Annotated in this window: 24 protein-coding genes and 1 tRNA gene; 8 read left to right on the forward strand and 17 right to left on the reverse strand. The window is 71.5% G+C overall.

Annotated features, from left to right (window positions below):
* Positions 1-21: 21 nt before the first annotated feature.
* The 4 genes from GA0115234_RS32035 to GA0115234_RS32050 all read right to left on the reverse strand — a co-directional run bounded on the left by GA0115234_RS32035 (position 22) and on the right by GA0115234_RS32050 (position 4625).
* Entirely contained in the window at positions 22-1062 is a 1041-nt protein-coding gene (locus GA0115234_RS32035) for an ABC transporter permease (protein WP_093548699.1), read from the reverse strand.
* Positions 1046-2101, reverse strand: a complete 1056-nt coding sequence (locus GA0115234_RS32040) for an ABC transporter permease (protein ID WP_093548701.1) — start codon at positions 2099-2101, stop codon at positions 1046-1048. The genes GA0115234_RS32035 and GA0115234_RS32040 overlap by 17 nt, the downstream gene beginning before the upstream one ends.
* On the reverse strand, positions 2098-3642 hold the full coding sequence (locus tag GA0115234_RS32045) for a sugar ABC transporter ATP-binding protein (protein ID WP_093548703.1): 1545 nt from the start codon (positions 3640-3642) through the stop codon (positions 2098-2100). The genes GA0115234_RS32040 and GA0115234_RS32045 overlap by 4 nt, the downstream gene beginning before the upstream one ends.
* Before the next feature lie 215 nt (positions 3643-3857).
* Positions 3858-4625, reverse strand: a complete 768-nt coding sequence (locus tag GA0115234_RS32050) for a nucleotidyltransferase domain-containing protein (protein ID WP_093548790.1) — start codon at positions 4623-4625, stop codon at positions 3858-3860.
* Between the two features lie 284 nt (positions 4626-4909).
* Between GA0115234_RS32050 and GA0115234_RS32055 the strand changes: the two genes are divergently transcribed.
* Positions 4910-6421: an FG-GAP and VCBS repeat-containing protein gene (locus GA0115234_RS32055; RefSeq protein WP_093548705.1), complete on the forward strand. Its 1512-nt coding sequence runs from the start codon at positions 4910-4912 to the stop codon at positions 6419-6421.
* A gap of 194 nt (positions 6422-6615) precedes the next feature.
* On the opposite strand, the gene GA0115234_RS32060 is transcribed toward GA0115234_RS32055, so the two are convergent.
* A tRNA-Arg gene (locus GA0115234_RS32060) sits at positions 6616-6688 on the reverse strand.
* 328 nt (positions 6689-7016) lie between these two features.
* Here GA0115234_RS32060 and GA0115234_RS32065 point away from each other — a divergent pair.
* The 5 genes from GA0115234_RS32065 to GA0115234_RS32085 all read left to right on the forward strand — a co-directional run bounded on the left by GA0115234_RS32065 (position 7017) and on the right by GA0115234_RS32085 (position 14465).
* A complete protein-coding gene (locus tag GA0115234_RS32065; RefSeq protein ID WP_093548707.1) occupies positions 7017-8678 on the forward strand; it encodes a dynamin family protein in 1662 nt (553 codons plus the stop codon).
* Positions 8675-10558: a YfjP family GTPase gene (locus GA0115234_RS32070; protein ID WP_093548709.1), complete on the forward strand. Its 1884-nt coding sequence runs from the start codon at positions 8675-8677 to the stop codon at positions 10556-10558. The genes GA0115234_RS32065 and GA0115234_RS32070 overlap by 4 nt, the downstream gene beginning before the upstream one ends.
* A gap of 99 nt (positions 10559-10657) precedes the next feature.
* Positions 10658-11212: a single-stranded DNA-binding protein gene (locus tag GA0115234_RS32075; protein ID WP_093548711.1), complete on the forward strand. Its 555-nt coding sequence runs from the start codon at positions 10658-10660 to the stop codon at positions 11210-11212.
* 272 nt (positions 11213-11484) lie between these two features.
* Complete coding sequence (locus GA0115234_RS32080) at positions 11485-12939, forward strand: LAETG motif-containing sortase-dependent surface protein (RefSeq protein ID WP_256088875.1); 1455 nt, start codon at positions 11485-11487, stop codon at positions 12937-12939.
* 335 nt (positions 12940-13274) lie between these two features.
* On the forward strand, positions 13275-14465 hold the full coding sequence (locus GA0115234_RS32085) for an outer membrane protein assembly factor BamB family protein (protein WP_256088876.1): 1191 nt from the start codon (positions 13275-13277) through the stop codon (positions 14463-14465).
* A 208-nt stretch (positions 14466-14673) separates the two neighbouring features.
* Here the strand turns inward: GA0115234_RS32085 and GA0115234_RS32090 are convergent, their stop codons facing one another.
* From GA0115234_RS32090 to GA0115234_RS32145, 12 genes are all read right to left on the reverse strand, one after another.
* Positions 14674-15936: a tyrosine-type recombinase/integrase gene (locus GA0115234_RS32090; protein ID WP_093548715.1), complete on the reverse strand. Its 1263-nt coding sequence runs from the start codon at positions 15934-15936 to the stop codon at positions 14674-14676.
* A complete protein-coding gene (locus GA0115234_RS32095; protein WP_093548794.1) occupies positions 15936-16136 on the reverse strand; it encodes a helix-turn-helix domain-containing protein in 201 nt (66 codons plus the stop codon). Before GA0115234_RS32095 ends, GA0115234_RS32090 begins: the two co-directional genes overlap by 1 nt.
* A gap of 2 nt (positions 16137-16138) precedes the next feature.
* Entirely contained in the window at positions 16139-17512 is a 1374-nt protein-coding gene (gene repSA, locus GA0115234_RS32100) for a replication initiator protein RepSA (protein WP_093548717.1), read from the reverse strand.
* A complete protein-coding gene (locus tag GA0115234_RS32105; RefSeq protein WP_093548720.1) occupies positions 17505-17693 on the reverse strand; it encodes a hypothetical protein in 189 nt (62 codons plus the stop codon). Before GA0115234_RS32105 ends, repSA begins: the two co-directional genes overlap by 8 nt.
* An 86-nt stretch (positions 17694-17779) precedes the next feature.
* Positions 17780-18094, reverse strand: a complete 315-nt coding sequence (locus GA0115234_RS32110; protein WP_093548721.1) for a SpdD-like protein — start codon at positions 18092-18094, stop codon at positions 17780-17782.
* A gap of 23 nt (positions 18095-18117) precedes the next feature.
* Positions 18118-18273, reverse strand: coding sequence for a hypothetical protein (locus GA0115234_RS32115; RefSeq protein ID WP_093548723.1), 156 nt, complete (start codon positions 18271-18273; stop codon positions 18118-18120).
* A gap of 11 nt (positions 18274-18284) precedes the next feature.
* Positions 18285-18476 carry a mobile element transfer protein gene (locus GA0115234_RS32120; protein ID WP_093548725.1) on the reverse strand — a complete coding sequence of 64 codons (192 nt, stop codon included), beginning with the start codon at positions 18474-18476 and terminating at the stop codon, positions 18285-18287.
* 21 nt (positions 18477-18497) lie between these two features.
* Positions 18498-19151 carry a DUF2637 domain-containing protein gene (locus GA0115234_RS32125; RefSeq protein ID WP_093548796.1) on the reverse strand — a complete coding sequence of 218 codons (654 nt, stop codon included), beginning with the start codon at positions 19149-19151 and terminating at the stop codon, positions 18498-18500.
* Positions 19151-19354: a hypothetical protein gene (locus tag GA0115234_RS32130; protein WP_093548727.1), complete on the reverse strand. Its 204-nt coding sequence runs from the start codon at positions 19352-19354 to the stop codon at positions 19151-19153. Before GA0115234_RS32130 ends, GA0115234_RS32125 begins: the two co-directional genes overlap by 1 nt.
* A 79-nt stretch (positions 19355-19433) precedes the next feature.
* The gene (locus tag GA0115234_RS32135; protein ID WP_093548729.1) at positions 19434-20789 is read right to left on the reverse strand and encodes an FtsK/SpoIIIE domain-containing protein; all 1356 of its coding nucleotides are present in this window, start codon (positions 20787-20789) and stop codon (positions 19434-19436) included.
* A 2-nt stretch (positions 20790-20791) separates the two neighbouring features.
* On the reverse strand, positions 20792-21139 hold the full coding sequence (locus tag GA0115234_RS32140; protein ID WP_093548730.1) for an SCO3933 family regulatory protein: 348 nt from the start codon (positions 21137-21139) through the stop codon (positions 20792-20794).
* A 139-nt stretch (positions 21140-21278) separates the two neighbouring features.
* A complete protein-coding gene (locus tag GA0115234_RS32145) occupies positions 21279-22058 on the reverse strand; it encodes a GntR family transcriptional regulator (protein ID WP_093548732.1) in 780 nt (259 codons plus the stop codon).
* Positions 22059-22076: 18 nt separating this feature from the next.
* On the opposite strand from GA0115234_RS32145, the gene GA0115234_RS32150 reads away from it, so the two are divergent.
* Positions 22077-22541, forward strand: a complete 465-nt coding sequence (locus tag GA0115234_RS32150; protein WP_093548734.1) for an NUDIX hydrolase — start codon at positions 22077-22079, stop codon at positions 22539-22541.
* Positions 22542-23076: 535 nt separating this feature from the next.
* On the forward strand, positions 23077-23520 hold the full coding sequence (locus tag GA0115234_RS32160; RefSeq protein ID WP_093548736.1) for a hypothetical protein: 444 nt from the start codon (positions 23077-23079) through the stop codon (positions 23518-23520).
* Positions 23521-23550 lie beyond the last annotated feature (30 nt).

The raw sequence follows: 23550 nt of genomic DNA on the forward strand, positions 1-23550 counted from the left end.
GAGGCGGGAGACGGGGGCGGTTCAGGACGGGGAGTCCGCGGCGCGCCGGTGCCGTCGCTCGACGAAGGCGGCGATCACCCGGGGCGTGAGGACGGACGCCACGAGCAGCAGGCCGGTCACGATCACCTGCACCTCGTTGGCGATGTCGTTGAGCGTCAGGAGGTTCTTCAGCACCCCGATCAGCAGCACCCCGGCGACCGCGCCGAAGAGGGTGCCCTTCCCGCCGTCGAAGTCGATGCCGCCGAGCAGCACGGAGGCGATGACGAGCATCTCGAAGCCGAGTCCGTTGTCGGCGCGGGCACTGCCGTACCGCAGGGTGAACAGGACACCGGTGAACGAGGCGAACAGCCCCGTCACGACGAACAGCAGCAGCTTGATCCGCTTGACGCGGATCCCCGCGAAGTACGCCGCCTCCTCCTGGGCACCGATCGCGAACAGCGCACGGCCCAGGCCCGTGGCGTGCAGCACGATCGCGGTGAGCACCGCGAGGACGGCGAACAGCAGGACCGGGTACGTGAGGAAGGTGCCGGGCACGGTGGTGGTGTCGACGGCCCAGTCCGCGTACTTCTGCGGGAAGCCCGTCACCGCGTCGCTGCCCAGCGCCACCGAGGCCAGCCCGCGGTAGAGGGCCAGGGTGCCGATGGTGACGGCCAGTGACGGCAGCCCCACCCGGGTGACCAGCCAGCCGTTGAGCAGCCCGCCCGCCGCACCGGCCAGCAGCACCACCGGCACGATCGCCTCGAAGGCCCAGCCGGCGTTCCACAGCGCACCGGTCAGCGCGCTGCCCAGGCCCAGCATCGAGGCGACCGAGAGATCGACCTGCCCGGCGACGACGAGCAGTGTCATCGGCAGCGCGAGTACGGCGACCTCGACGATGTCGTCGAAGGCGAAGGCGAGGTTGTCGGCGGAGCCGAAGCCGTCCGTGGAGCCGAGGCCGATGGCGAAGACCGCCACCAGGAGCACCCCGACCGCGGTGTCCCAGCGCAGCGCCAGGCCCCGTACGAGGCTTCCCCTCGTCCGCGCGGCGTCCGCCGCCCCCCGGGTCTCAGACTCCGTTCCCATGCCGGGCGCTCCTCTTCCTCAGTGCGGCGGTCATCCGCAGGTTCACGACCCGGTCGACGCCGATGGCGAGCAGCAGCAGCGCACCGGTGAGGGCGCCCTGCCAGAAGGAGTCGACCTTCAGGACGACCAGGACGCTGCCGATGGTGGTGAGCAGCAGCGCGCCCAGGGCCGCGCCCCAGACCGTTCCCGTACCGCCGGTGATGGCGACGCCACCGACGACGACGGCGCTGACGACGGTCAGCTCCCAGCCGTGCGCGTTGTCCGCGACGACCGTGCCGAACCGGGCCAGCCACAGCGCCCCGGCGAAACCGGCGACGGCCCCGGAGAAGACGTACGCGGCGAGGATCCGGCGGCGGACCGGGATCCCGGCGAGCAGCGCGGCCTCCGGGTTCGAGCCGATCGCGTACAGCTCCCGGCCCGAGGCGCGGTCGCGCAGGAAGGACGCGGTCGCGGCGAGCACCACCAGGGCGATCAGCGGCAGATACGGCACGCCGAGGACGCTGCCGCTGCCGAGCCGCAGCACCGGGTCGGGCACCTCGGCGGCGCCGATCTGGTCGCCCCGCGCCCACCAGTAGTCGACGCCCTGGATGATGTAGAGCATGCCCAGCGTCACGACGAGCGCGGGGACCCCGCCGAAGCTGACCAGGGCGCCGGAGACGAGCCCGCAGACCACGCCGACGGCGGCGCCGAGCAGCAGCACGGCGAGCACGCCGTGGTCCGTCCCGGCGACGAACCTGCCGCAGGCGAAGGCGGCGAGACCGACCACGGAACCGACCGACAGGTCGATGTTGCGGGTGATCACGACGGCCGACTGGCCGACCGCGAGCAGCACCAGGATCGAGGCGTTGAGCAGCAGGTCCCGGACGCCCTGGCCGGACAGGAACCGCGGGTTGGCGAGGTACGTGCCGAGGATCAGCAGGGCCAGTGCCCCGGCGATGGAGATCTCACGGGCCCGGAACACCGCTTCCACCAGCGAGGAGGCGCCGCGCGCCGGAGCCCCGGCGCCGGTGTCCGGCGGACCGTCCACGGTGGTGGTCATGGCGCCGCCCTTCCGCCCACTCCGGCCGCCGCGGCCAGGACCGTCTCCTCGGTGGCGCTCCCGCGCGGGAGTTCGGCGACGAGCCGGCCCTCGCGCATGACGAGCACCCGGTCGGCCATCCCGATCACCTCGGGCAGATCGGAGGAGATCATCAGCACCGCGAGCCCGTCCGCCGCCGACGCGGAGAGCAGCCGGTGCACCTCGGCCTTGGTGCCGACATCGATGCCCCGGGTCGGTTCGTCGACGACGAGCACCGACGGTCCGGTCGCGAGCCACTTGGCGAGCACGACCTTCTGCTGGTTGCCGCCGGACAGCACGCCCACGGCGTCGGCCAGGCGGTGGTACGTGAGCCGGAGGCGCAGCGCCCAGTCGGCGGCCCGGTCGCGCTCCAGGGCGCGGCGGACGAGCCCGTGTCTGCGGAGCTCGCCGAGGCCGGTGAGCCCGATGTTGCGCTCGATGGACATCTCCATGACGAGCCCGCGCTGACGGCGGTCCTCCGGGACGAGCGCGAGCCCGGCGGCCATCGCGGCGGTCGGCGAGCCGGGGCGCAGCACGGTGCCGTCGACCCGGACCTCCCCGGCGTCCGCGCGGTCGACGCCGAAGACCGCCTGGGCGACCTCGGTCCGGCCGGCGCCGACGAGCCCGGCGAGCGCCACGATCTCCCCGCGCCGGACCTCGAAGGACACATCGCGGAAGGCGCCCTCGCGGGTCAGCCGGCGGACCGACAGGGCGACCTCGCCGACCGTCGCGTCCTGCTTCGGATAGAGGTCGTCCAGATCGCGGCCGACCATCCGGCGCACCAGAGCGTCCGCGGTCAGCCCGGCCAGCGGCTCGGACGCGATCAGGCGGCCGTCGCGCAGCGTCGTGACCCGCCCGCACAGCTCGAAGATCTCGTCGAGCCGGTGCGAGATGAACAGCACGGCCGCGCCCTCGTCGCGCAGCGTCCGCACCACGGAGAAGAGCCGGGCCGTCTCGGCGCCGGTGAGCGCGGCCGTCGGCTCGTCCATGATCAGGACCCGGGCGTCGAAGGAGAGCGCCTTGGCGATCTCGACGATCTGCTGGTCCGCGATGGAGAGCCCGCGGGCCGGCCGGTCGGGGGTCAGGCCGACCCCGAGCCGGCGCATCAGCGCCGCGGTGGCCCCGCGCACCGCGCGGTGGTCGATCCGGCCGAGGCGGCGCCGGGGCTGACGGCCCATGAAGATGTTCTCGGCGATCGACAGGTCGGGGAAGAGCGCCGGTTCCTGGTAGATGACGGCGATCCCGGCGTCGCGGGCGTCGGCGGGCCCGTGGAAGGCGACGGGCGCACCGTCGAGCAACAGCTGCCCGCCGTCCGGGCGGTGCACTCCGGCGAGCGTCTTGATGAGGGTGGACTTGCCCGCGCCGTTCTCCCCGGCGAGCGCGTGGACCTCGCCGGGACGCAGCGTCAGGGACACCTCGTGCAGGGCGCGTACGGCGCCGAAGGACTTGCTCACGTTCCTCAGCGCCAGGACCGGGGCGGCGGGGGCCGGGGCCGGCGGCGGGTCCTCGGCGGGCTGGTTCATGGGGCTCCTCGGCGGTGGCGGACGCGGGTGGAGCGCGGTGCCGGAGCACCGTGAAAGGTTTCAATGAGGTAGCTCGGAAGCTAGACGGGGAGCGCGGGCGCAGTCAATGGTGCGGTGGCGGCCCTGTTCCGCCCCGCATGTCAGGGGCCCGGACGCAGGCGCGCGTCAGGGACCTGGACGCAGGTATGCGTCAGGGGCCCGGACGCAGGTGCGCGTCAGGGGCTCGGTCGGGACGCCAGAGTGCGCTCGATGCCCGCCCGCACGTAGGTGCGCGCGAGCCGTCCGCGCCTGATGCGCCACGGCGGGGACACCTGGTGCGGCCCGGCCCCGTACCGGCGGCGGTGGATGTCGCGGACGACCTCGGCCGGCGCACCCCATGCGGTCAGCACCTCCAGCGCCTGCCCCTTGGTGATGAGCCGGCCCTCCCGCAGGGTGACCGAGGCCCGCGCGAGCGTCAGCAGACCGAGGTCCACCCAGATGTCCTCCAGCCAGAGCGCGGGCCGGGCGCTCGCCGGGTACCAGAAGTCCCTCAGGTCGCCCCGGACGAACTCCGCCAGTTCCTGGTCGGTCACCTCCGCGACGAGCCCGGCGGGCCCCGGACCGTACAGCGACAGCCCGCCCGTGGTCAGCTCCCGCCGGGTGACCGGTGTGACCGGCCGCTCGAACAGCCGGGACTGCGCCCAGGTCACATGGTCGCGTCCGGCGTCGGCCAGCCGCGCGCGCACCACGTAGGAGCAGTGCAGCCCGGCGGCCTCCGGCACGTCCGCGATCAGCGTGCGGTGCAGCTGTTCGAGCCGCTGCCGCTGCGGGGCGGTGACCGACGCGCCGACGAGGGCCACGAGGTCGAGGTCGCTGCGGCCGGGCCGGTAGTCGCCCAACGCCAGCGACCCGTGCGCCCAGAGGGCCTCCAGCGGAACGACACGGCCGGCTTCGGCGGTGAACCGTTCCAGCAGCCGGGTGGGCCGCGCCCCGGAAGCATCCATGGACCCGACCATGACACGGGACGGTCCGGGCCCGACAGCCCCCGGCGTCCCCGGAGCCGCCGCGGCGCGCGCCCCGCCGCCCGACTCCACTCGACTCGGCCCGCCGCGACCGTAGTTCCCCATCGGGATTTCGTCGGCCGTTCACGTAGTGGAGCTGTAACAGTCCTTGAGGTGGTGCAACTGCCGTACGCCGTCGCCGGTCTGAGTCTGCGCAGCGCCGGTGCTCCACCGGAGCACCGCGCTGTCCACGCAAACCTTTCCGAAACCCGAACGAAGGAGTCCACGTGGCATCCCGTGCCCTAGGAACCACCGTGGTCCTCGCCATCGCCGTGGCGACCGCCGTGACCACCTTCTCCACCGCCCAGGCATCGACGCCCGCCCGCGCCACCGCCTCGGCGCCGGCGTCCGCGAACGGCGCCGCGCCCGCACCGGCCCCCCGGCGCGACGACTTCAACGGGGACGGCTACCCGGACCTGGCCTTCGCCGCGCCCGGCGCCACCGTCGACGGCACGTCCGAGGCCGGGTACGTGGGTGTGGTGTACGGCTCCAAGAACGGGCTGCGGACCGCCACCAAGCAGGTCTTCACCCAGAACTCGCCCGGCATACCGGACTCCGCCGAGAGCGGCGACACGTTCGGCAGCTCGGTGGTCTCCGCCGACCTCGACAAGGACGGCTACACCGACCTCGTGGTCGGCGCGGGCAACGAGAAGATCGGTTCGTTCAAGGAGGCCGGTTCGCTCACCGTCATCTGGGGCGGCGCGAACGGGCTGTCCGGCGGCGCGACCCTCCTGACCGGCGATCACGAGTACGCCGGCATCGGCTCCAAGACCGTCGTCGGCGACTTCGACGGCGACGGCGCCCCGGACATCGCCACCCTCGAACTGGGTGACACCTACGTCCTGTCCGGCCCGTTCAAGCGCGACGGCAGCACCGCGGCCCCCGCCCGCCTGATCCCCGACATGGACGATCTGCGCTACATGGACGTCGCCGCGGGCGACTTCAACGGCGACGGCCGTGACGACCTGGCCTCCGTCGTCCACGACGGCGACGAGTACGACGCCCGCCGCATCCTCATCCGCAACGGCGGCGCCACCGGCCTCACCGAGAAGTACACCACCGTCAAGGCGTCCAACGGCTACAACCTCCAGGGCGGCGAGACCATCACGGCCGGCCACATCAACGGTGACAAGTACGCCGACCTCGTCGTGGGCCGCACGGTCGAGGGCTACGACAGCGATCTGAACTACCCGCTCGCCCTGGGCGGCATGATCACCTACGTACCGGGCAGCGCCACCGGCCCGCGCGGCGACCGCGCCAAGGTCTTCAACCAGGACACCGCCGGTGTCCCCGGTGCCGCCGAGGTGCACGACGAATTCGGCGGATCGCTCTCGATCGGCGACATGAACGGCGACGGCTACGGCGACCTCGCCGTCGGTGTCCCCGGCGAGGCCCTCGGCACGAAGAAGAAGGCGGGCTCGGTCCTGGTCCTCCCCGGCACCGCGTCCGGCCCGACCGGTACCGGCACGATCGGCTTCAACCAGGACACGCCCGACGTCCCCGGCGCGGCCGAGGCCGGTGACCTGTTCGGCGGCGCCGTCAAGCTGGTCGACGCCAACCACGACGGCCGCAGCGAACTGGCCGTCGGCGCCCCCGGCGAGAACACCGGCGCAGGCTCCCTGTGGGTCTTCCCGGCCACGGCGAAGGGCCTGACGGCCAAGGGTTCGTTCACCTTCGGCCACGGAACCCTGGGCACGGTGGCGAAGTCCGCAGCACTCGGCTCGTCCTTCAACCGCTGACCGCCCCGCCTCCCCCGCGAGCGGGTCGCTCCGGGGGAGAGCCACCCGTAGAGGGCACGCAAGCACCGGCCGCCCTCATGGCCACCCGAGGGCGGTCCGGTGCTTACACGCCCTCTACGGGCCACCCTTTAGTGTGCGTCCGACCATGGAAAAGGCCCTCCGGGGTGGAGGGCCTCACAATGGTGCGCGATGCGCGCCCCCGGCAGGACTCGAACCTGCGGCCAAGCGCTTAGAAGGCGCCTGCTCTATCCACTGAGCTACGGGGGCCGGGTGGTGGCCTCGGCGGCCTGGAGCCCTGGGGCCGGGCCGGTCGGTGACCTGCCGGGACAAGGATAGGGCTCCGATCGCCTCGTACTGGTTGCTTCACCTGCGTGGCACGATGTGGAGGTTCGGTGAAGCGAACCGATAATCGCAGGTAGGTGGGATTCGCGCAGCGCTTTTCACGCCTCGCGCCCCGGGTGTTGTGCACTCGTTATGCCTGCGCCCCACTCGTCCCGTCTGTCCTGACTTCGTTCCTGGGAGGGAACCGGCGCGCAGAGGTGGCTATACGCTTCAAAAAGGCGCCAAAATTGGGCATTCTTCGCATGTGGTGACCTTGGACGTACGGCCTCAGCTCATCGACGCACTTTCCGCCCTGCGCGACCGTGTCGCCGCCGTGCGTCTTCCGCTTCCGCTGCCGGGGGCCGCGCGCGCCCGGCGCACCCGGAGCGAGCTGCTCGCCCAGCTCGACGACTATCTGCTCCCCCGGCTCAGGGACCCCGAAGCACCGCTGCTCGCGGTCATCGGCGGGTCGACCGGGGCGGGGAAGTCGACGCTGGTCAACTCGCTGGTGGGACGACCGGTCAGCGAGGCCGGAGTGCTGCGGCCGACCACCCGGACCCCCGTGCTCGTCTGCCATCCGGATGATCACCACTGGTTCGCGGGGGTGCGCGTACTGCCGCAGCTGACCCGGATCTGGCTGCCGCCGGAGGAGTCCGGGGAGCCGGGCCGGTGCGGGGACCTCGACGGGCTGGACGGACTCCACGGCGGCGAGGAGGAGAACGGCACCGTGCTGCGGGTCGAGACCTCGCCCGGCCTGCCGCGCGGCCTCGCACTGCTCGACGCCCCCGACATCGACTCGCTCGTGGTGCGCAACCGGATGCTGGCCTCCGAGCTGATCTGCGCCGCCGACGTCTGGGTGATGGTGACCACGGCCTCCCGGTACGCGGACGCCGTGCCCTGGCACCTGCTGCGTACCGCCAAGCAGTACGACGCCTCGCTCGTCACCGTCCTCGACCGGGTGCCGCACCAGGTGATCGCCGAGGTCTCGCGGCAGTACGGGGCACTGCTCACCCGGGCGGGCCTCGGCGAGGTGCCGCGCTTCACCATCCCCGAGCTGCCCGAATCGGCCGGTGGCGGCAGCGGGCTGCTGCCCGTGACCGCCGTCGCCCCGCTGCGGGCCTGGCTCAGCCACCGCGCCCAGGACCCGGCGGCCCGTCAGCAGGCGGTCGGGCGCACGGCCGCCGGGGTCATCGACTCGCTGGACGTACGCATGCCCGAGCTGGCCGGGGCCGTCGCGGCGCAGTACGCGGCGGCCGTGCGGCTGACCGGCCTGGTCGAGGACGCGTACCGCGCCGAGGGCGCCCGGGTCCGGCGCAGGCTGCGCGGCGGCGGGGTGCTCGCCGGGGGCGCCCGGACCAGATGGCGCGGATACCCGCTGTACAGCACCTCCGGGGAACTCCTCGAAGCGCTGGTCGGGAGCCTCTCCGCACTCCTCCAGTGCGCCGTGGCCGCCGCCGACGAACAGATCCGTACGACCTGGCGGCGCGAACCCGCCGCCGGGGAGTTCGGCTTCGAGGACGTCGGCCGGGAAGCCGGGGGCTGGGGACCCGCCGAGGACATCCGGGGCCGGATCACCATGGCCGTACGGCGCTGGTGGCGGGTCCTGGAGGAGCTGGCCGAGGAGGAGGTGCGCCGCCTGGAACGCAACGCCGCGCCCGACGCCGAGACCGTGGCGGCGCTGCTGGCCGCCGCGCTGCTCGGCGGCCGCCGCACCCGGGGCGCCGGGGAACAGCTCGCCGAACGCATCGGCGCCCAGGGCGCACTGCGCCTGCGCGACAAGGGCGGGGCGCTGCTCACCGACTGCCTCGACCGGGTGATGAACGGCGAGCGCGACCGGCGGCTCGCACCGCTGGACGCGCTCGACGTGGCCCCCGAGCCGCAGGCCGAACTGATCGCCGCGCTGTCCGTACTGCAGAAGGAGAGGTGGCAGCGATGACTGCCGTCACTGACGAGGGGACCGGCCGGACCGGGAGCCCCGACGCGCAGGAGGAACGGGACACGGACGGGCGGGGCCGGATCCCGGAGGCGAGCCGGGACTGGAACGACGGGCTCATCGCCCGGCGGGCGGCGGCCAAGGCGGTGGACCCCGAACCCGAGACCGCCCCGGACGACGACGTACGGCCGCCGCTGGTCGAGGCCTATGTGCCCTCCGGCGGCCCGCTCCGGCCGCGGCTCGACGCGCTGCGCGAACTCGTCGGGCTGTCCCGGGCCCGGCTCGACGGGGCCACCCTCGCCGAAGCGGGACGGGTGCTCGACGAGGCGGCGGCCCGCCAGCGGCTCTCCTCCCGGCACACCGTCGTCGCCATCGCCGGGGCCACCGGCAGCGGCAAGTCGACGCTCTTCAACACCCTCGCGGGCGCCCAGATCTCCGACACCGGACTGCGCAGGCCGACCACCGCCGCTCCCCTCGCCTGCTCCTGGACCGACGGCGCCGCCGGGCTGCTGGACCGGCTCGCCATTCCCGGACGGCTCAGGCGCAGGCCGCAGCAGGGCGCCGCGGACACCGACGAGGCCCTCCAGGGACTCGTCCTCGTCGACCTGCCCGACCACGACTCGGCCGCGACCGAACACCGGGAGCAGGTCGACCGGGTGCTCGCGCTGGTCGACGCGGTGATCTGGGTCGTCGACCCGGAGAAGTACGCGGACGCGGCCCTGCACGAGCGCTATCTGCGGCCGCTCGCCGGGCACGCCGAGATCACCTTCGTCGTCCTCAACCAGATCGACCGGCTGCCCGGCGACGCCGCCGACCAGGTCCTCGACGATCTGCGCCGGCTGCTCGACGAGGACGGCATGGCCCTGGGCGAACACGGCGAACCCGGCGCCACCGTCATGTCCCTGTCCGCGCTCACCGGCGAGGGCGTCGACGAACTGCGCGAGGTGCTCGGCCGGTTCGTCCAGGAGCGCACCGCGGCGGCGCGCAGGCTCTCCGCGGACGTGGACGCCGCAGCGGCCAGGCTCCGCCCGGTGTACGTGGCCGAGGGCCGCCCCGGCCTCGGTGAACGGGCCCGCGAGGAGTTCGCCGACCGGCTGGCGGAGGCCGTCGGGGCGGCCGCGGCGGGCCAGGCGGCCGAGCGCGAGTGGCGCAGGAACGCCGGACGGGCATGCGGTACGCCCTGGCTGCGGCTGTGGCGCTGGTACGAGTCCACCCGGCGCCCCGGAAGCCTGGAGCGCCCGGCGCGGCCCGAGCCCCCCGAGGAGCAGCTCACCGCCCGTCAGCTGGTCGAGCAGGCGGTACGGACGCTGGCGGACGAGGCCGCCCACGGGCTGCCGGGCCCCTGGGCGCAGGCGGTCCGCGAGGCCGCGGTGCACGGTGCGGACGGGCTGCCGGAGGCGCTGGACACGCTGGCGCAGCGGGTCGGCGCCGAGCCCGCCCCCGGCGGTTCGGCGGTGGTGGCGACGGGCGTGGCCGGGGCCTCCGGTGTGGCGCACAGCGGCCGGGTGGGCGGGAAGCCGCCGCGGCCGAAGTGGTGGCCCGCCGCGGTGCTGACGCAGGCGTCGATGACGCTGCTGCAGATCTTCGGCGGCCTCTGGCTGGTCGGCCAGATCGTCGGCGTGTTCGAACCGGGTTACCTCACGCCCGCCCTGGTGATGCTGACCGGGGTCGTCGGCGGCCCGCTGGTGGAGTGGTCGTGCGCGGCCGCGGCGCGCGGGCCGGCGCGACGGTACGGGCAGGAGGCCGAACGGCAGTTGCGCGAGACGGCATCGGCCTGCGGCCGTGCCCGGGTGCTCGATCCGGTGGCCGCGGAACTCGTGCGGTACCGCGAGGTGCGGGAGAGGTTCGCGGCGGTGACGGAGATTTCCACAACCGGCGGGTAGTCCACAGGCGTCGGCAGGATTTCCGCCTCCTCGTCAACCTGGAACCAGTGACCGCGAGCACGCGATCGCTGATCCGAAGGTGGAAGGGGAGGCGGAGTCATGAACGACACCTTGGTGACCTTGGTGGGCAACGCGGCGACGGGTGTGGAGTTCCGGGAGACCGCGACGGGCGGAATGGCGCGCTTCCGGTTCGCGGTGACACCACGCCGCTGGGACCGCGAGAAACAGCTCTGGACGGACGGGCACACGAGCTTTTACACGGTGTGGGCCTGGCGGACCCTGGCGTTGAATCTCTCCGGTTCCGTTTCCGTGGGGGAACCCCTGGTGGTGCACGGCAGGCTGAAGGTGCGGGAGGAGGAACGGGAGGGGCAGCGCAGGACGTTCGTGGACATCGAGGCGGTCGCGGTGGGCCACGATCTGACGCGGGGGACCTCCGCGTTCCGGCGGGTGATGAGGGGTGAACCCGCGCTGACGGCGCGGGTGGGGAGCGCGGACAGGGCGGACGGGCCGGACGATCCGGACGGGCCGGACGGCCCTGGTGGGGACGGTGGTCCCGATGCGTCGGGTGGGTCCAGGGGAGGGGCGGAACGCTCCGGGAGCAGGAAGCCGACGGGGCGTCAGAAGGTGGCGCCGGAGCTGGTGTCGGCGCCGTGATGTACCCGTGACGGGCCCGGAGCGGGCCGGGGGAGGGGGTGGGAGGCGGCCTGGGCAGGCCGGAAGCGGGCGGGGAGCGGGCCGGGGAGGCGAACAGAAGTGATACCGGCGATAACGATTCCGATTCGGAATGGTTGTACGACGGTATGACGGGGGACTGTTCATCGGTTCGTCCTTAGGATTCCCATTACTCACGGGGCACTTGAGTCGACTGGCGGGGCAGTCCCCACACGCGCATCAGGCGCGGAGGGTCCCGCCCGGAGGGGAATTCTGTGTTTTCTGCTTCTTCAGCGACCGTTTCGTCGTCCTCGGTGACGACGGCCAATTCACCGAGGCGGCGCGGCATGGCCCGGCTGGCCGCATCGGTGGTGGCATCCGGTCTGGTCATGGCAGGCGCCCTCGCCGGCGCGGGAAGCGCGGTGGCCGACGAGACGCCGCAGCACCAGGGCGGCGCGGCCGCGGTGCTCGACGGGTTGAAGACCTTCGACCGCGCCGTGCTGCACACGAACGGCAGGGACCAGCAGCTGCCCGCCGGCCTCTTCGAGATGACCGTCGACGGCGGCGGCAAGCTCAAGACGTACTGCATCGACATCCACAACCCCACCCAGGACCAGGCGAAGTACCTGGAGACCCCCTGGAACCAGACCTCGCTCGGCGGGAACAAGAACGCCGGCAAGATCCGCTGGATCCTGGAGCACTCCTACCCGCAGGTCGACGACCTCGCGGCGCTCGCCAAGGAGGCCGGCACCGGCCCGCTCACCGAGAAGACCGCGGCGGCGGGCACCCAGGTCGCCATCTGGCGCTACTCGGACGACGCCGATATCGATGCGACCGACGCCCAGGCCGAGAAGCTCGCCGACTGGCTGGAGCACAGCGCCGTCGACCAGGCGGAGCCCAAGGCGTCCCTCGCCCTGGACCCGGCCGCGGTCTCCGGCAAGTCCGGTGAGCGGCTCGGCCCGATCACCGTCCACACCAACGCGGGTCAGGCCTCCGTGACCCCGCCCGCCGACGCCGCCAGCGGTGTCAAGGTCACCGACAAGGCCGGCAAGCCCGTCACCGCCGCGACCGACGGTGCCGAGCTCTACTTCGACGTGCCGGCCGGCGCCGCCGACGGCACCGCCTCGCTGACGGTCCAGGCCACCACCTCGGTGCCGGTCGGCCGGGCCTTCGCCGGTGTGACCAAGAGCCAGACCATGATCCTGGCCGGTTCCAGCGAGTCGACGGTCTCCGCGACCGCCACCGGCACCTGGGCCAAGAAGGGCGCGATCCCGGCCGTCTCGGCGAAGAAGAACTGCGCCAAGGGCGGCGTGGACGTCACCGCCTCCAACACGGGTGACGAGGCCTTCACCTTCGAGCTGGCCGGTGCGAAGCACACCGTCGAGGCAGGCAAGTCCGAGACGATCACCGTCCCGGTCGCCGAGGACCAGGCGTACGACTTCACGATCACCGGCCCCGGTGGCTTCACGAAGACCTTCAAGGGCGTCCTGGACTGCAAGACCAGCGGCAGCGCCACGGGCGGCACCGAGACCCAGACGGGCGGGGACAAGACCCCGGCCACGTCCGGCGGCAGCTCCACCGGCAGCACCACCGGCGGCTCGGGTGACCTCGCGGAGACCGGTGGCTCCAGCGCCACCCCGGTCATCGCGGGCGTCGCGATCGCCCTCGTCGTCGTCGGCGGCGGCGCGGTCTTCCTCCTCCGCAAGCGCAAGGCGCAGACCACCGCATAGTGACTCCCCGCCGTCGCCCCGCACACTGACCGCGGAGTGACGAACGGCGGGCGGACCTCCGTATCCGCCTGACGACGGCCCCGGTACGCAGACGCGTACCGGGGCCGTCGCATGCCCGGAGGCGGGTCCGGTGGAACACCGCGCCACGGACCCTGCTCCAGATCACCGGACGCGGCCGCAAGGCCGTTCAGTCGTAGTTCAACTGCCGGAAAATGAAAGGCGGTTGGGGTGCGGTCTGGGTGACCATGGGGCCTGGAGGCGGGCCACCGAACCCGGGGGGCCGGTCCGCCCTGCGCGCATCGCCGCGGCGATGCCGGATGATGAGGGATGCCCGAGTGAACCTTCGAAGAACCATCACCGTCCTGTCCGGTGCGGCCCTGTCGGTCGTCATGCTCGTGACGCCGGTCGGCGCCCAGCCGTCACGGACCGTCGGAGCCTCGACCACCTACCAGATCAACGCACGGCACGACGGCAGCCTCGTCGACACCGCCGTGGGCGCGCCGCCGCTCAGCCGGAAGTGGTCCCGCGACCTGGGCGGGAACGTCTCCTACCCCATCGTGGCCGGCGGCCGCGTCTTCGCCACCGCCGCCTCGCCCGACGGCTACGGCACCGTCCTCCACGCCATCGACGCGGCCACGGGCGAGAACGCCTGGGAGCCCGTCGACCTCGGCGGCAGCTACTGGTGGTCCGCGCTCGCCTACGGGGGCGGCCGGCTCTACGCCCAGAACAACGACGGCGTGCTGACCGCGTTCGACCCGGCCACCGGGGCGAAGGTCTGGACCGTCACGCTGCCGGGCCAGTACTCCTTCACCTCGCCGCCCACGTTCGCCGCCGGGGTGGTGTACACGGGCGGCGCGGGTTCGGGCGGCACCGTGTACGCGGTGGACGCGTCCAGCGGTGCGGTGCTCTGGACCCAGCCCGTCGAGAACGGGGACAACAGCTCGCCCGCCGTCACGGCCGACGGGGTCTACGTCTCGTACGCCTGCGAGCAGACGTACGCCTTCGCCCCCAAGTCGGGCGAGCCGGTCTGGCGCCACCGGACGGAGTGCTCCGGCGGAGGGGGCCGCACCCCCGTCGTCGCCGACGGCGGGGTCTGGGTCCGCGACGACGCCGGGATGGCCCCCTCCGTCCTCGACACCGCCGACGGGCAGCTCCGCGGCACCTACGAGGCCGACGGCTGGTCGCCCGCACCGGCCTTCGATGGCCGTCAGGGCTACTTCGTCGACGAAGGCGTCCTCCGGGAGCGGCACAGCCGCACCCTGGAGACCCGCTGGACGTTCGAGGGCGACGGCCGGATCAGCACGGCGCCGATCGTCGTCAACGGCTACGTCTACGTCGGCTCGCAGTCCGGCCGGCTGTGGGCGCTCAACGGCGCCACCGGCCAGTCCGTCTGGTCCACCGACGTCGGCGCGCCGATCGAAGAGCCCGACGAGCACAACGTGTCCGAGCCCCTGACCGGCCTCGGCGCGGGCGGCGGACTCGTGGTGGTCCCGGCCACTCACCTGCTGGTCGCGTACGGACAGTGAAGCGCACGTACGGGCAGTGAGTGGAGGGTGGTCGCCGGTCGTCCCGGCGGCCACCCTCCGGCCCGAACGGCGTACGGGCAGGTCACGGCCGCCCGGTGATACTGGTTTCCGTCAAGAGGCGGCCGTCAGGCAAGATGGGGTGTTACTTGCCGCACGAGGGCACAAAACAGCCCCTCACCAGCAGTTTTCCTGCCGATGAGGGGCCGTCTCAGGCAGCCTGGGCCGTCTCTGGGCCGTCATGAGCGCGACCGGCGGCCCGGTACATCGCGCTGATGGCCTTCCGGGTCCGCGTCTCGCTGCTCGGCATCAGGTGCGTGTACACCCGGAGCGTGAACCCGGGGTCGCTGTGGCCGAGGTAGAGACTCAGCGCCTTGATGTTCTCGCCGGCGTCCAGAAGGACCGAGGCGTAGAAGTGCCGCAAGGCATGCATGCCGTGCTCACGGGCCGCCGCGTAGCGCTGGCCCTTGTCCGGCACCGGGATGATGCCTGCGGCGGCGAGCGCGGGCTTCCACCGCTCGTCGTTGAAGCCGTTGCTCCACAGGGCGGTGCCGATGCTGCTTGTAAAGGCAAGCCGATGTGTGACCTTGGGCCCGGTGGGCGTCACCCAGGGCAAGGTCACGTCGACCGGCGGGAAGCGCTTCAGATGCTCGGTCAGGGCCACTGACACTTCGGGGTCCAGCGGAACGTCCCGGAGCTTGCCTCGCTTCGGCGGTGCGAAGACGAGAGAGCCGCGGACCTTCTTCACCTGCTGCCGGACGTAGAGCCAGCCGAGGTCTCCGATGTTGTCGACCGCGAGCCCGAAGATCTCGCCCTGGCGGAGGCCACAGCCGCCACCGACGTCGGTCATGGCCTGGTAGCGCTCGGGGAGTCCAGCCCGCACGGCGAAGACTTGCGAGGCCGACCACGGATGGACGCGAGAGGGTGCGGGACGAGGCGCCTTGACCGATCGGGCTCGGCAGGGATTTGAGGCCAGCAGACGGTCATCCACGGCCGCGGTGAGCACGGAGGAGACCGCATCGAAGATCAGACGCCGGTAGGAGGCTGACGCCACGGCACTTTCGAGCTGACGGTTCCAGTCGCGGATGTGCTCCGGCTGGAATGAGCCGATCGGACGCGTTCCGAGGTAAGGCAGGGCATGAAGGCGTAGCCGCCCCTCCACCGCGGCCCGGCTCGCGAGGTCGGTGGTCAGAGCCGCGATCCAGCGCTCGGTGTACTCACGGAAGGTGGTCCGCGCCGCTCGCGGGTCGATGTACTGGCCGCGTGCCATGTCGGCTTCGATGTTGGTCAGCCACACGTCGGCCAGGCGCTTCTGCTTGTCCGGGAAGCTCTTGGACTTCTCGGTGCCGTCCGGGCCGATGTAGCGGGCGCGGTAGCGGAGACCGAGGCCGTACCGATCGCTCTTCATCCTGCGGGTCTTGCCATCCGTGCCGATTTCGACCTTGTACCAGCGGTCTTGGACATGTCCGGCCATCAGGCGGCAGCCCCTTCCTGGAGACACTCGACCCAGGCGCGGACGTCATCCGGGTCGTACCGCAGGTGCCGGCCAACACGGAATCCGCGAGGACCAACCCGCTTGCGACGCCATTGGTAGACCGTTTCGACGCTGGGGAGGTCGAACATCTCCACCAGGTCGTCAGGCGTCAGGTAGCGGGCCGGGAGCCGCGTCGCCATGGTCACCACTCCCTCTCGTCAGAGGCTGACCGAAGTTCCTCGCGTGCGGTTTCTCGGTTGAGCTGGAGGTCGCGGGCGATGGTGGCGGCGAGGGCGGACTCGCCTGGTGTGTGGCCGTGGCCGGCGTACTGCCAGTCAGCGAGGACGAGGACGGTGTCCGGCTCGCGCTCCTCCAGGCCGAGGGCCTCACGTTCCTGTGCGGCGCGGAAATCGGCGCGGGCCTGGCGGAGTACGCCGAGGGTGGTCGAGTACCGGCGCGACTTGGAGGAGAAGTGGCCGCGGAAGCCGAGCATGTGCGCCCAGGCCCAGAGCCGACGTTCGGGGTAGAGCGGATCGAGCTGCTTGCAGGCCGCGATCAGGCGGCGGGTGTGGTCGGGGACCTGATGGCGGTCGAGTTTGGAGAGTTCACCGATCCGTCGATCGATGGTGCCGGTGCTCTCGGCAGCCTTGGTGGCGTACTTGGCGACGTAGGAGGCGACTGCCTGTTCAGTGATGTCGGAGCCGTCGCCGAACGCCTTCACGGGTCGGACATCAAGCTGTGTGCCCCAGCGGAAGGTACGGGCAGGCTGCTCCGCGGAGGCCGGGACGGAGACCGAGGTGTACGAGTGCGAGGCTGCGGCGCGGATCGCGTCCGTGAGTAGGCCGGAACTCGCCCAGGACGGGGGCGGAGTATCGGGCCCGTCCGGTCCGTCGAGGCGGATCACAGCATGGAAGTGCAGGGCGCCGCGCTTCTGGAACTCGGCGACCTTGCCGTAGGAAAGCCGGGCTGACTCCTTCAGTTCCCGCTGGCTGAGCCCGGCGCGGGCGGCAACCTCTCGGCGTAGCCGGTTGGTGAAGCGCTGCCAGAGGTCGCCTGCGTGGTTGTTGAAGAGGACAGCGCCCGCGTAGTCGTAGGTGGCCGGGTCGAGCGCCGTGCCGAGCGCCGGATCATCGGAGGCATGGCGAATGCCGCAGCGGCAGACGGCGCGCTCGGGCCGGTTGTGGACGGGGCCGAAGGACGGGGCGGTGAGGGTGGCGAAGACTCGGGGGTGATCGCGGACCGTGGATGGGATGTCGCGGCGGTCGTCTCCGGCCAGGCCCGCGCGGATGAGGTGGTAGGTGTCGCCCGCGTAGGTCCAGGCGCAGGAAGGACAGCGGGAGGCCCGCCGGTTGCCGCATGCGACCCGGAGCCGTCCGCCCGGCTCGTTCTCGGTCGAGTAGTGGTGGAGGGTCTCGGCGGTTGTCTTGTCCTTGGTGAGGGTCCAGCCGGTCAGGTGAATCGGATCGGCGCAGCCGCCGGTGCGGCGGATCTGGTCGTGCCAGCGGTCGAAGTCGTCGGCCGAAGCCACCCTCAGCAGGTCGCCGAGGGTGGTCGGGTCGAGGAGCGTGTCAGGCACGGGCGTCCTCCCGCAGACGAGCGAGGCGGTGGGCGGTGCCTGTGCCGTGGCAGGCCGGGCAGTGCGCGCTGATGGTGCGGAGGTGGCCGTGCCGGTCGCGACCGCCAAGAGTGACTGCGGCGGAGGCGAAGCCGTCGCAGTTCGGGCAGCTCCGGGACGGCGGGCGGGTGCGGTGGGTCATGCTGGGGTTTCCTTCCGGTTGCGAGATCGGACAGGGGACGGCTCCCGGGCGGCGGAGACTTGGCGGTTGAGGCCGCCCGGGGCCGGTCAGCGGCGCTTGTGCTCGGTGCTGACGAGCGAGCGGATGACCAGGGCGCAGATGGAAACGGATGCGCCAGCGATGGCGACCGTGAGAAGCATCGAGACCAGGACGGCACCGACGACCAGGACCACGGCCGTCCCACCGCCGACGAGCGCGATGACGCCGCCTGCGGAGAGCTGCACGGTCGGCCGGGCCGGAGCCGTCATGGGGGCGAGGGTTTCCGGGGCGTGGTGGATGACGGCGGTCGGCTCGACGACCACGGCGGGCGGGGCGAGGTTGCCCGTGGGCTGGGGCATGGTCGGGACCTTGGGGCGGAGCATGGTGGATCTCCCTTCGGCAGTGGCTACTTGATGGCGGTGTCGATGGCGGGGGAGAGCAGGCTGTCGGCGAGGAGGTAGCCGCCGAGGAGGAGGACGGCGACGAGCCACCAAGGCGGGCGGATGAGCTTGACGCCGAGCCAGCCGACGATGATCAGGGCGAGCCAGAGCGGGACGTCCACGGACGGTTCTCCTATCGGGCGGTGCAGCGGTGGGTGCGGGCGGCGAGCTGCGCGGCGGTCTGGCTGGAGTAGCCGGCGGACCAGCCGCAGCCGTCCTTGGTGCACACGGCTGCGTGTTCGGTGTGGCCGTGGCGGTCGCGGTGGGTGCCGATCTGCACGGGTCCGATCCGCATCAAGGAGTGGAAGTGGTCGCGGGCAGGCATGAGGGTGGTTCTCCCTTCAGGTCAGGTGAGTTGGGCGGCGATGGCGTTGGCCAGGTGGGGCGGGACGCCGAGGCGGGCACGCAGGGTGTCGGTGTCGATCCGGGCTCCGGTGCGGGCCTGGTGGTCGGCGGCGAGCTTTCGCGCGTGGTCGACCAGCGCGGCCGGAACCGACGGACCGGTCGGCGCCGAGGCAGCGGAGGCGAAAGCCGGGGTCTCCTCGGCCACGGGCAGCGGAGCCGGTACGGGCTGCGGATCGGGAGCGATGTCCGGCTCGGCTTTTGGCGCCGGCAGAACCGGTTCCTGGTCCTTGGAGACGTGCGAGTGGGCGAGGAGCGTGCCGCCGAGGAAGGCGAGGGCAGGCCATCCCGCGATGCCGAAGCGCAGCCAGGCCGGGGGATGGGCGAGGTCGAGGAAACCTGCGGTGGCCACGTTGGCGCCGAGCGAGGCGAACAGGGCGATCAGGAACCAGCACCACGCCAGCCGGGACGGCCCCTCACTGCGCAGCCGTCGCCAGGCAGCGACCAGAAGCAGGTCCACCGAGATCGGGTAGGCCCAGGCTTTCCAGCCGTCCTGTCCGACGGCATCGGCGAGGTCGTGCAGGTGGGCGAAGGACAGAGCCCCGGCGATGATGGCCTGGACGAGGACGGCGTCCACGCGGAATGCGGGGCGGGCCATCACGAGCCGCCGGGGTAGTCGGGGCCGTCGGCAGGGTCGTGGCCTGGCGGGAACGTACCGGGCGGCGGCTCCGGCAGGGACGCGGCGAGGGACGGGCCCACAGCCTCGACGAAGCTTTGGTCAGCGTCGAGTCCGTCGGCGTAGAGGGCGAGGTGGCCCAGCATGAGCACGGTGCGGGCGACGTCCTCGCAGTCGGGGCACATGACGTGTTCTCCCTTCAGCAGGCATGGGGCGGGTAGGGACCTGGCACGAGACGGTCGCGCCAACCGGGGAGCGAAAGGGTCAGACGGTCGCGGGGGCCGTCTTGGACAGCGGCACACGGTCCGAGGGCAGCGCGGCGGTGGCAGGCCGGAAGGGCGCGAGGGCCGGCAGTTCCGGGGTGCGGTCGGCGTGCTTGTTGCAGAGGTTCACGGCCTGGCGCAGCGAGGTGTGCGGTGCGCGGATGCGGGCCCAGCCGCCGGACGAGTCGCCGGTGACGGCGATGCCGGGGGTGTCGGTAGGAATCTGGATCGCGGCCAGGACCGCGTCCGGGAAGATGTCCCCGAAGGCCATGTTTGCCGAGGATTCGTCGTTGACGCGGTGGGCAGTGCGGCCGGTGAGCTGGGCGCGGAGCATGGTGATGCCCTTACCGAGCTCGGAGCCGAAGCGCTGCCCGCAGATCTCCAGATAGATGCCGGCAGCGCGGCCGAGCTGGGCCAGCCGCACGAGGGCGGTGATGATCCTGTCGCGCCGCTTCTCCTCGTCCTTGGACGCGAACAGGGCAAGTTCGGCGACCTCGTCCACGAGGACGACGATCGGCACCGGTCGCAGGTGCTCAGGCAGGTCCCAGATGTCGGCAGCGATCTCCGCGTCCGGCACGTTGACCGTCATCCGTTGCTCAGCGCGGATCAGTTGGTAGACGTCTGCCATGTGGGAGACGAGGGCTTCGAGGAGGTCGAGGGCGGTGTCCGGGGTGTCGGCGAGCGCGGAGAATCGGCGGGCCAGGGGGAAGAGTTCAACCCCCTGCTTGCAATCGATGCCGACCAGTGCAACATCCATGGGCGCGAGACCGGCGACCAGGTTGCGCTGGTAGACGGACTTCCCGGACTCCGTGGCGCCGAGGGTGAGGCCGTGCGGCACGGCGCGGTAGTCGCGGTAGTGAACCGCCCCGTCCTCCCGCAGGGCGACCGGAACCCGCATCGGAGCCTTGTCGGTCTTTACGGGCATGCGGACCCGCTTGAGCACGTCGTAGCCGGTCATCCGCACCTCGACCACACCCGAGCGGAGCTCCCGCGAAGTGACGCCGTACATGGCGAAGGAGTGCCGCAGCCGGTCTGAGGCGGCGGAGATGTCGAAGGCGTCCTGGCCGGGGCGAAGTTTGAGGCGGAGCAGCAGGCCGGTGCAAGTGGGGTGGACGCGCAGGATGCGCGGAGCGCGGGACTCAGGGACGGGCCGGTTGGCGATCCGAGCGAAGGCCAGGCGCCAGCGGGAGGGCGGGACTGTCAGCCCGCACGCATCCATTACGGAGGCGTAGCGGACCAGGACTCGCAGGGTGGCGTAGGCGGCGCCGAAGGCCATCCAGTACCAGGCGGGGCGCCGCCACCGCAGGATCACTGCGGCAGCGACGACCAGCACCAGGGCGACCGTTAACGCGGTCATGATCAGGCTGCCTTCGGAGCGGCGCCGGCGAGCGAGGTGACGGCTACCGCGCGGAACGCGATCCCGTGCCGCTTCTGGCCGTTGAACTCGTTCTCCCACGCCGAGGCGACCAGGCCCGTCAAGGCGACCGGGGCGCCCATGGCCAGGTCCTCGGAGACACCCGGCTGCGGAACGGTGAGCTTGAGGATCTCCACCTCGTCCGGCGTGGAGAACATGACCTCCACCGTCATCAGCGTGACGCCGTCCTTGTCGAGTGCGATCTCACCGGTGCGACGGTCCTTGACCTTGGGCTGGGGAGCCTTGGCGACCATCACGGTGGCGTTGGTGGTGTCGACGGGAATCTGACGCACAGCGATCACTCCTCTATAGGGGGATGGACTCCGTCACTCATGTACATGAGTGACATGAAGAAGAGTGCCCGACTCCTGTACATGAGTCAACCCGCCGCGGAGAGGAACTCGCGGCGGGTTGAGTGGAGTTGAGAGGGCGTCAGTCGGCGGCAGGGATCCGATACTCGAATACGAACTGGTCAGCGGCCATGAGGGTGTCGCAGACCTCGACCACGCGGCCCTCCGTCGTACGGGCCTCACGGACCAGGTGTATGACCGGAGCGCCGGGACTGAGGGCCAGCTCCGAGGACTCCGCCTTGGAGGCCGGACGCCCTTGGAGCGTCTCGACGAACTCGGCGAACTCATGCCCGTGGTCTTCGAGTCGGGCATAGATGCCGCCACCGCCGGGGTTCTCGGCGAACAGCTCAGGGATGTCCTTCACGACGTCCCACGGGAGATACGACGTCGCCGTCTCGACGGGCGTGCCGTTGCGGAAGTACAGGCGTCGCCTGGCGAGTACCTGGGTGCCGGCGGGGACCCCCAATCGCTGAGCGGCATCCTCCGGAGCTTCCATAGGCCCGATGTAGAGGACGCTCACCTTGGCCGCAGCGCCGGACTGCGCGGACTCGGCGAGATAAGCGGCCTTGCCGCCCTGCCGAAGCGAGCGCCGGAAGCGGTCCGAAGACCGGTGCCGCACGGGCGGACGATCCTTGACGATCGACCCCTTGCCGTGCCGGGTCTCGACCAGCCCGCTCGCACGCACCTCGACCATCGCCTTGCGGATCGTCCCGCCCGCGACGCCGTATCGCTCGACGAGTTCTGATTCGCTCGGCACCATGTCGCCAGGACCAAGGACCCCTGCCCGGATCTGCTGCACGATCTCGTCGGCGATCTGTACGTACCGAGGCACAGACCTCTCTCCTCCTACCGCGGTTCCCATAGTCCTTCCCTGCCTCCTATGCTCCTGTATATGAGTCAATCACAGGGGGCAACCTCGATGCCGCTGCACTCCGTATCTGTAGCCGGGGTAGTGGTGCGCGAAGACGGGCATCTCCTGGCGATCCGACGCGCCGACAACGGCACTTGGGAGCTGCCGGGCGGCGTACTCGAACTCGACGAGACTCCGGAGGCGGGCGTCGTGCGCGAGGTCCTGGAGGAGACGGGTATCCACGTCGAGGTGGACGAACTCACCGGGGTCTACAAGAACACGACCCGGGGCATCGTCGCCCTGGTCTTCCGGTGCAAGCCTTCTGGAGGCACTGAGCGCACGTCCGCGGAGTCCGTGGCAGTCGAGTGGCTCACCCGTGAGCAGATCACCGAGCGCATGTCCGAGGTCTACGCGATCCGCCTACTGGACGCCCTCGACGGAACCGGCCCCCACGTGCGAAGCCACGACGGCAAGCACCTGATCTCAGCGCGGTAGAACTTTCCCTACTTCATCAAGGCACCCGGCTGCGCTCCGCTCCGCCGGGCGCGCTTCCCGGCTCTGGCTGCGCCCGCGCTCCTGCCTTCGGCCCGCTCGGCGCTGCCGCCGCCGACGCGCGCCCGCAGTGGATAGGCCCGGAGGGCATGAGACGAGAACCAAGCCCGCGGCTCCAAGACGATGCCTCCGGCGGGGGCGCTCAGACTCCGGGATGGACGGGGCACCGTTCGCGAGTGCCGGCCGGAGCGTGGCGAGCGTCGTGGGGGCTCCCATCCCGACCACCTTCGACCCAGGCAGAGCCGAGCAGTCGCGGCCCAGGGCGTCAAGGTCGTTCGTACAGTGGCGCGCTCCACCTTGACGCCCTGAACCACGACCGCTCCACGACGTGTGGGTCGAAGGCGGACGGGATGGGAGCCGGTGTGAGTGGTGGGTTGAGGTGGGTGATCGGAGCGAGTTGAGAACTTCGACAAACCACCTTCATCGGCCTTCCTGGCCTGCGACGATGTGGGATGACCTTGTCGGAGGGGGCCTGGGGATGACTTCCCTCGTTTTATCCATTGCCAGTCTCATCGTCTCGATCGCGGCGGTCGCGATCAGCATGTCCCAAGCGCGCCTCGCCAAGCGTGAAATTGATAGATCCAGACCCAACGTGAAGTTGAGCGCGATCTTCACTGAGCACCTCGCGAGAGGCAGCGCCCATGAGACGGCGCGAGCCGTTCTCATCTCCGTCAGTAATACGGGACGAGAGGAGACAGAGCTTGCCTCTCTCTTCATCACCTCGGAGCGAGCGCTTCTCGTCGGTGCCAACAATCGTTTCCCTGATGGAGGGCCCGCACTCCCGTACCGCATCGCTGGCCACTCCCAGCAGCACTGGGAGATTGATGCGTCAGCCGTGGAGGACACGGCCACTGCCGTAACGATCACCGCCCGGTTCGGCCACGGGGAGCACCAGTCGCTTGTGGTCACGAAGGATCAGTGAGCCCCGAAGGCATGGACCTGGGCAACCGGG

This window comes from Streptomyces sp. DvalAA-43 (assembly GCF_900091725.1).
GTDB lineage: Bacteria > Actinomycetota > Actinomycetes > Streptomycetales > Streptomycetaceae > Streptomyces > Streptomyces pulveraceus.

Coding starts and splice junctions, on each gene's coding strand:
- GA0115234_RS32150 (WP_093548734.1), top strand. CDS start 22,077: ATGCTCCTGTATATGAGTCAATCACAGGGGGCAACCTCGATGCCGCTG.
- GA0115234_RS32095 (WP_093548794.1), bottom strand. CDS start 16,136: ATGGCGACGCGGCTCCCGGCCCGCTACCTGACGCCTGACGACCTGGTG.
- GA0115234_RS32130 (WP_093548727.1), bottom strand. CDS start 19,354: ATGTGCCCCGACTGCGAGGACGTCGCCCGCACCGTGCTCATGCTGGGC.
- GA0115234_RS32040 (WP_093548701.1), bottom strand. CDS start 2,101: ATGACCACCACCGTGGACGGTCCGCCGGACACCGGCGCCGGGGCTCCG.
- GA0115234_RS32105 (WP_093548720.1), bottom strand. CDS start 17,693: ATGACCCACCGCACCCGCCCGCCGTCCCGGAGCTGCCCGAACTGCGAC.
- GA0115234_RS32035 (WP_093548699.1), bottom strand. CDS start 1,062: ATGGGAACGGAGTCTGAGACCCGGGGGGCGGCGGACGCCGCGCGGACG.
- GA0115234_RS32145 (WP_093548732.1), bottom strand. CDS start 22,058: ATGGGAACCGCGGTAGGAGGAGAGAGGTCTGTGCCTCGGTACGTACAG.
- GA0115234_RS32135 (WP_093548729.1), bottom strand. CDS start 20,789: ATGACCGCGTTAACGGTCGCCCTGGTGCTGGTCGTCGCTGCCGCAGTG.
- GA0115234_RS32070 (WP_093548709.1), top strand. CDS start 8,675: ATGACTGCCGTCACTGACGAGGGGACCGGCCGGACCGGGAGCCCCGAC.
- GA0115234_RS32090 (WP_093548715.1), bottom strand. CDS start 15,936: ATGGCCGGACATGTCCAAGACCGCTGGTACAAGGTCGAAATCGGCACG.
- GA0115234_RS32050 (WP_093548790.1), bottom strand. CDS start 4,625: ATGGATGCTTCCGGGGCGCGGCCCACCCGGCTGCTGGAACGGTTCACC.
- GA0115234_RS32075 (WP_093548711.1), top strand. CDS start 10,658: ATGAACGACACCTTGGTGACCTTGGTGGGCAACGCGGCGACGGGTGTG.
- GA0115234_RS32125 (WP_093548796.1), bottom strand. CDS start 19,151: ATGGCCCGCCCCGCATTCCGCGTGGACGCCGTCCTCGTCCAGGCCATC.
- GA0115234_RS32120 (WP_093548725.1), bottom strand. CDS start 18,476: ATGCCTGCCCGCGACCACTTCCACTCCTTGATGCGGATCGGACCCGTG.
- GA0115234_RS32045 (WP_093548703.1), bottom strand. CDS start 3,642: ATGAACCAGCCCGCCGAGGACCCGCCGCCGGCCCCGGCCCCCGCCGCC.
- GA0115234_RS32110 (WP_093548721.1), bottom strand. CDS start 18,094: ATGCTCCGCCCCAAGGTCCCGACCATGCCCCAGCCCACGGGCAACCTC.
- GA0115234_RS32160 (WP_093548736.1), top strand. CDS start 23,077: ATGACTTCCCTCGTTTTATCCATTGCCAGTCTCATCGTCTCGATCGCG.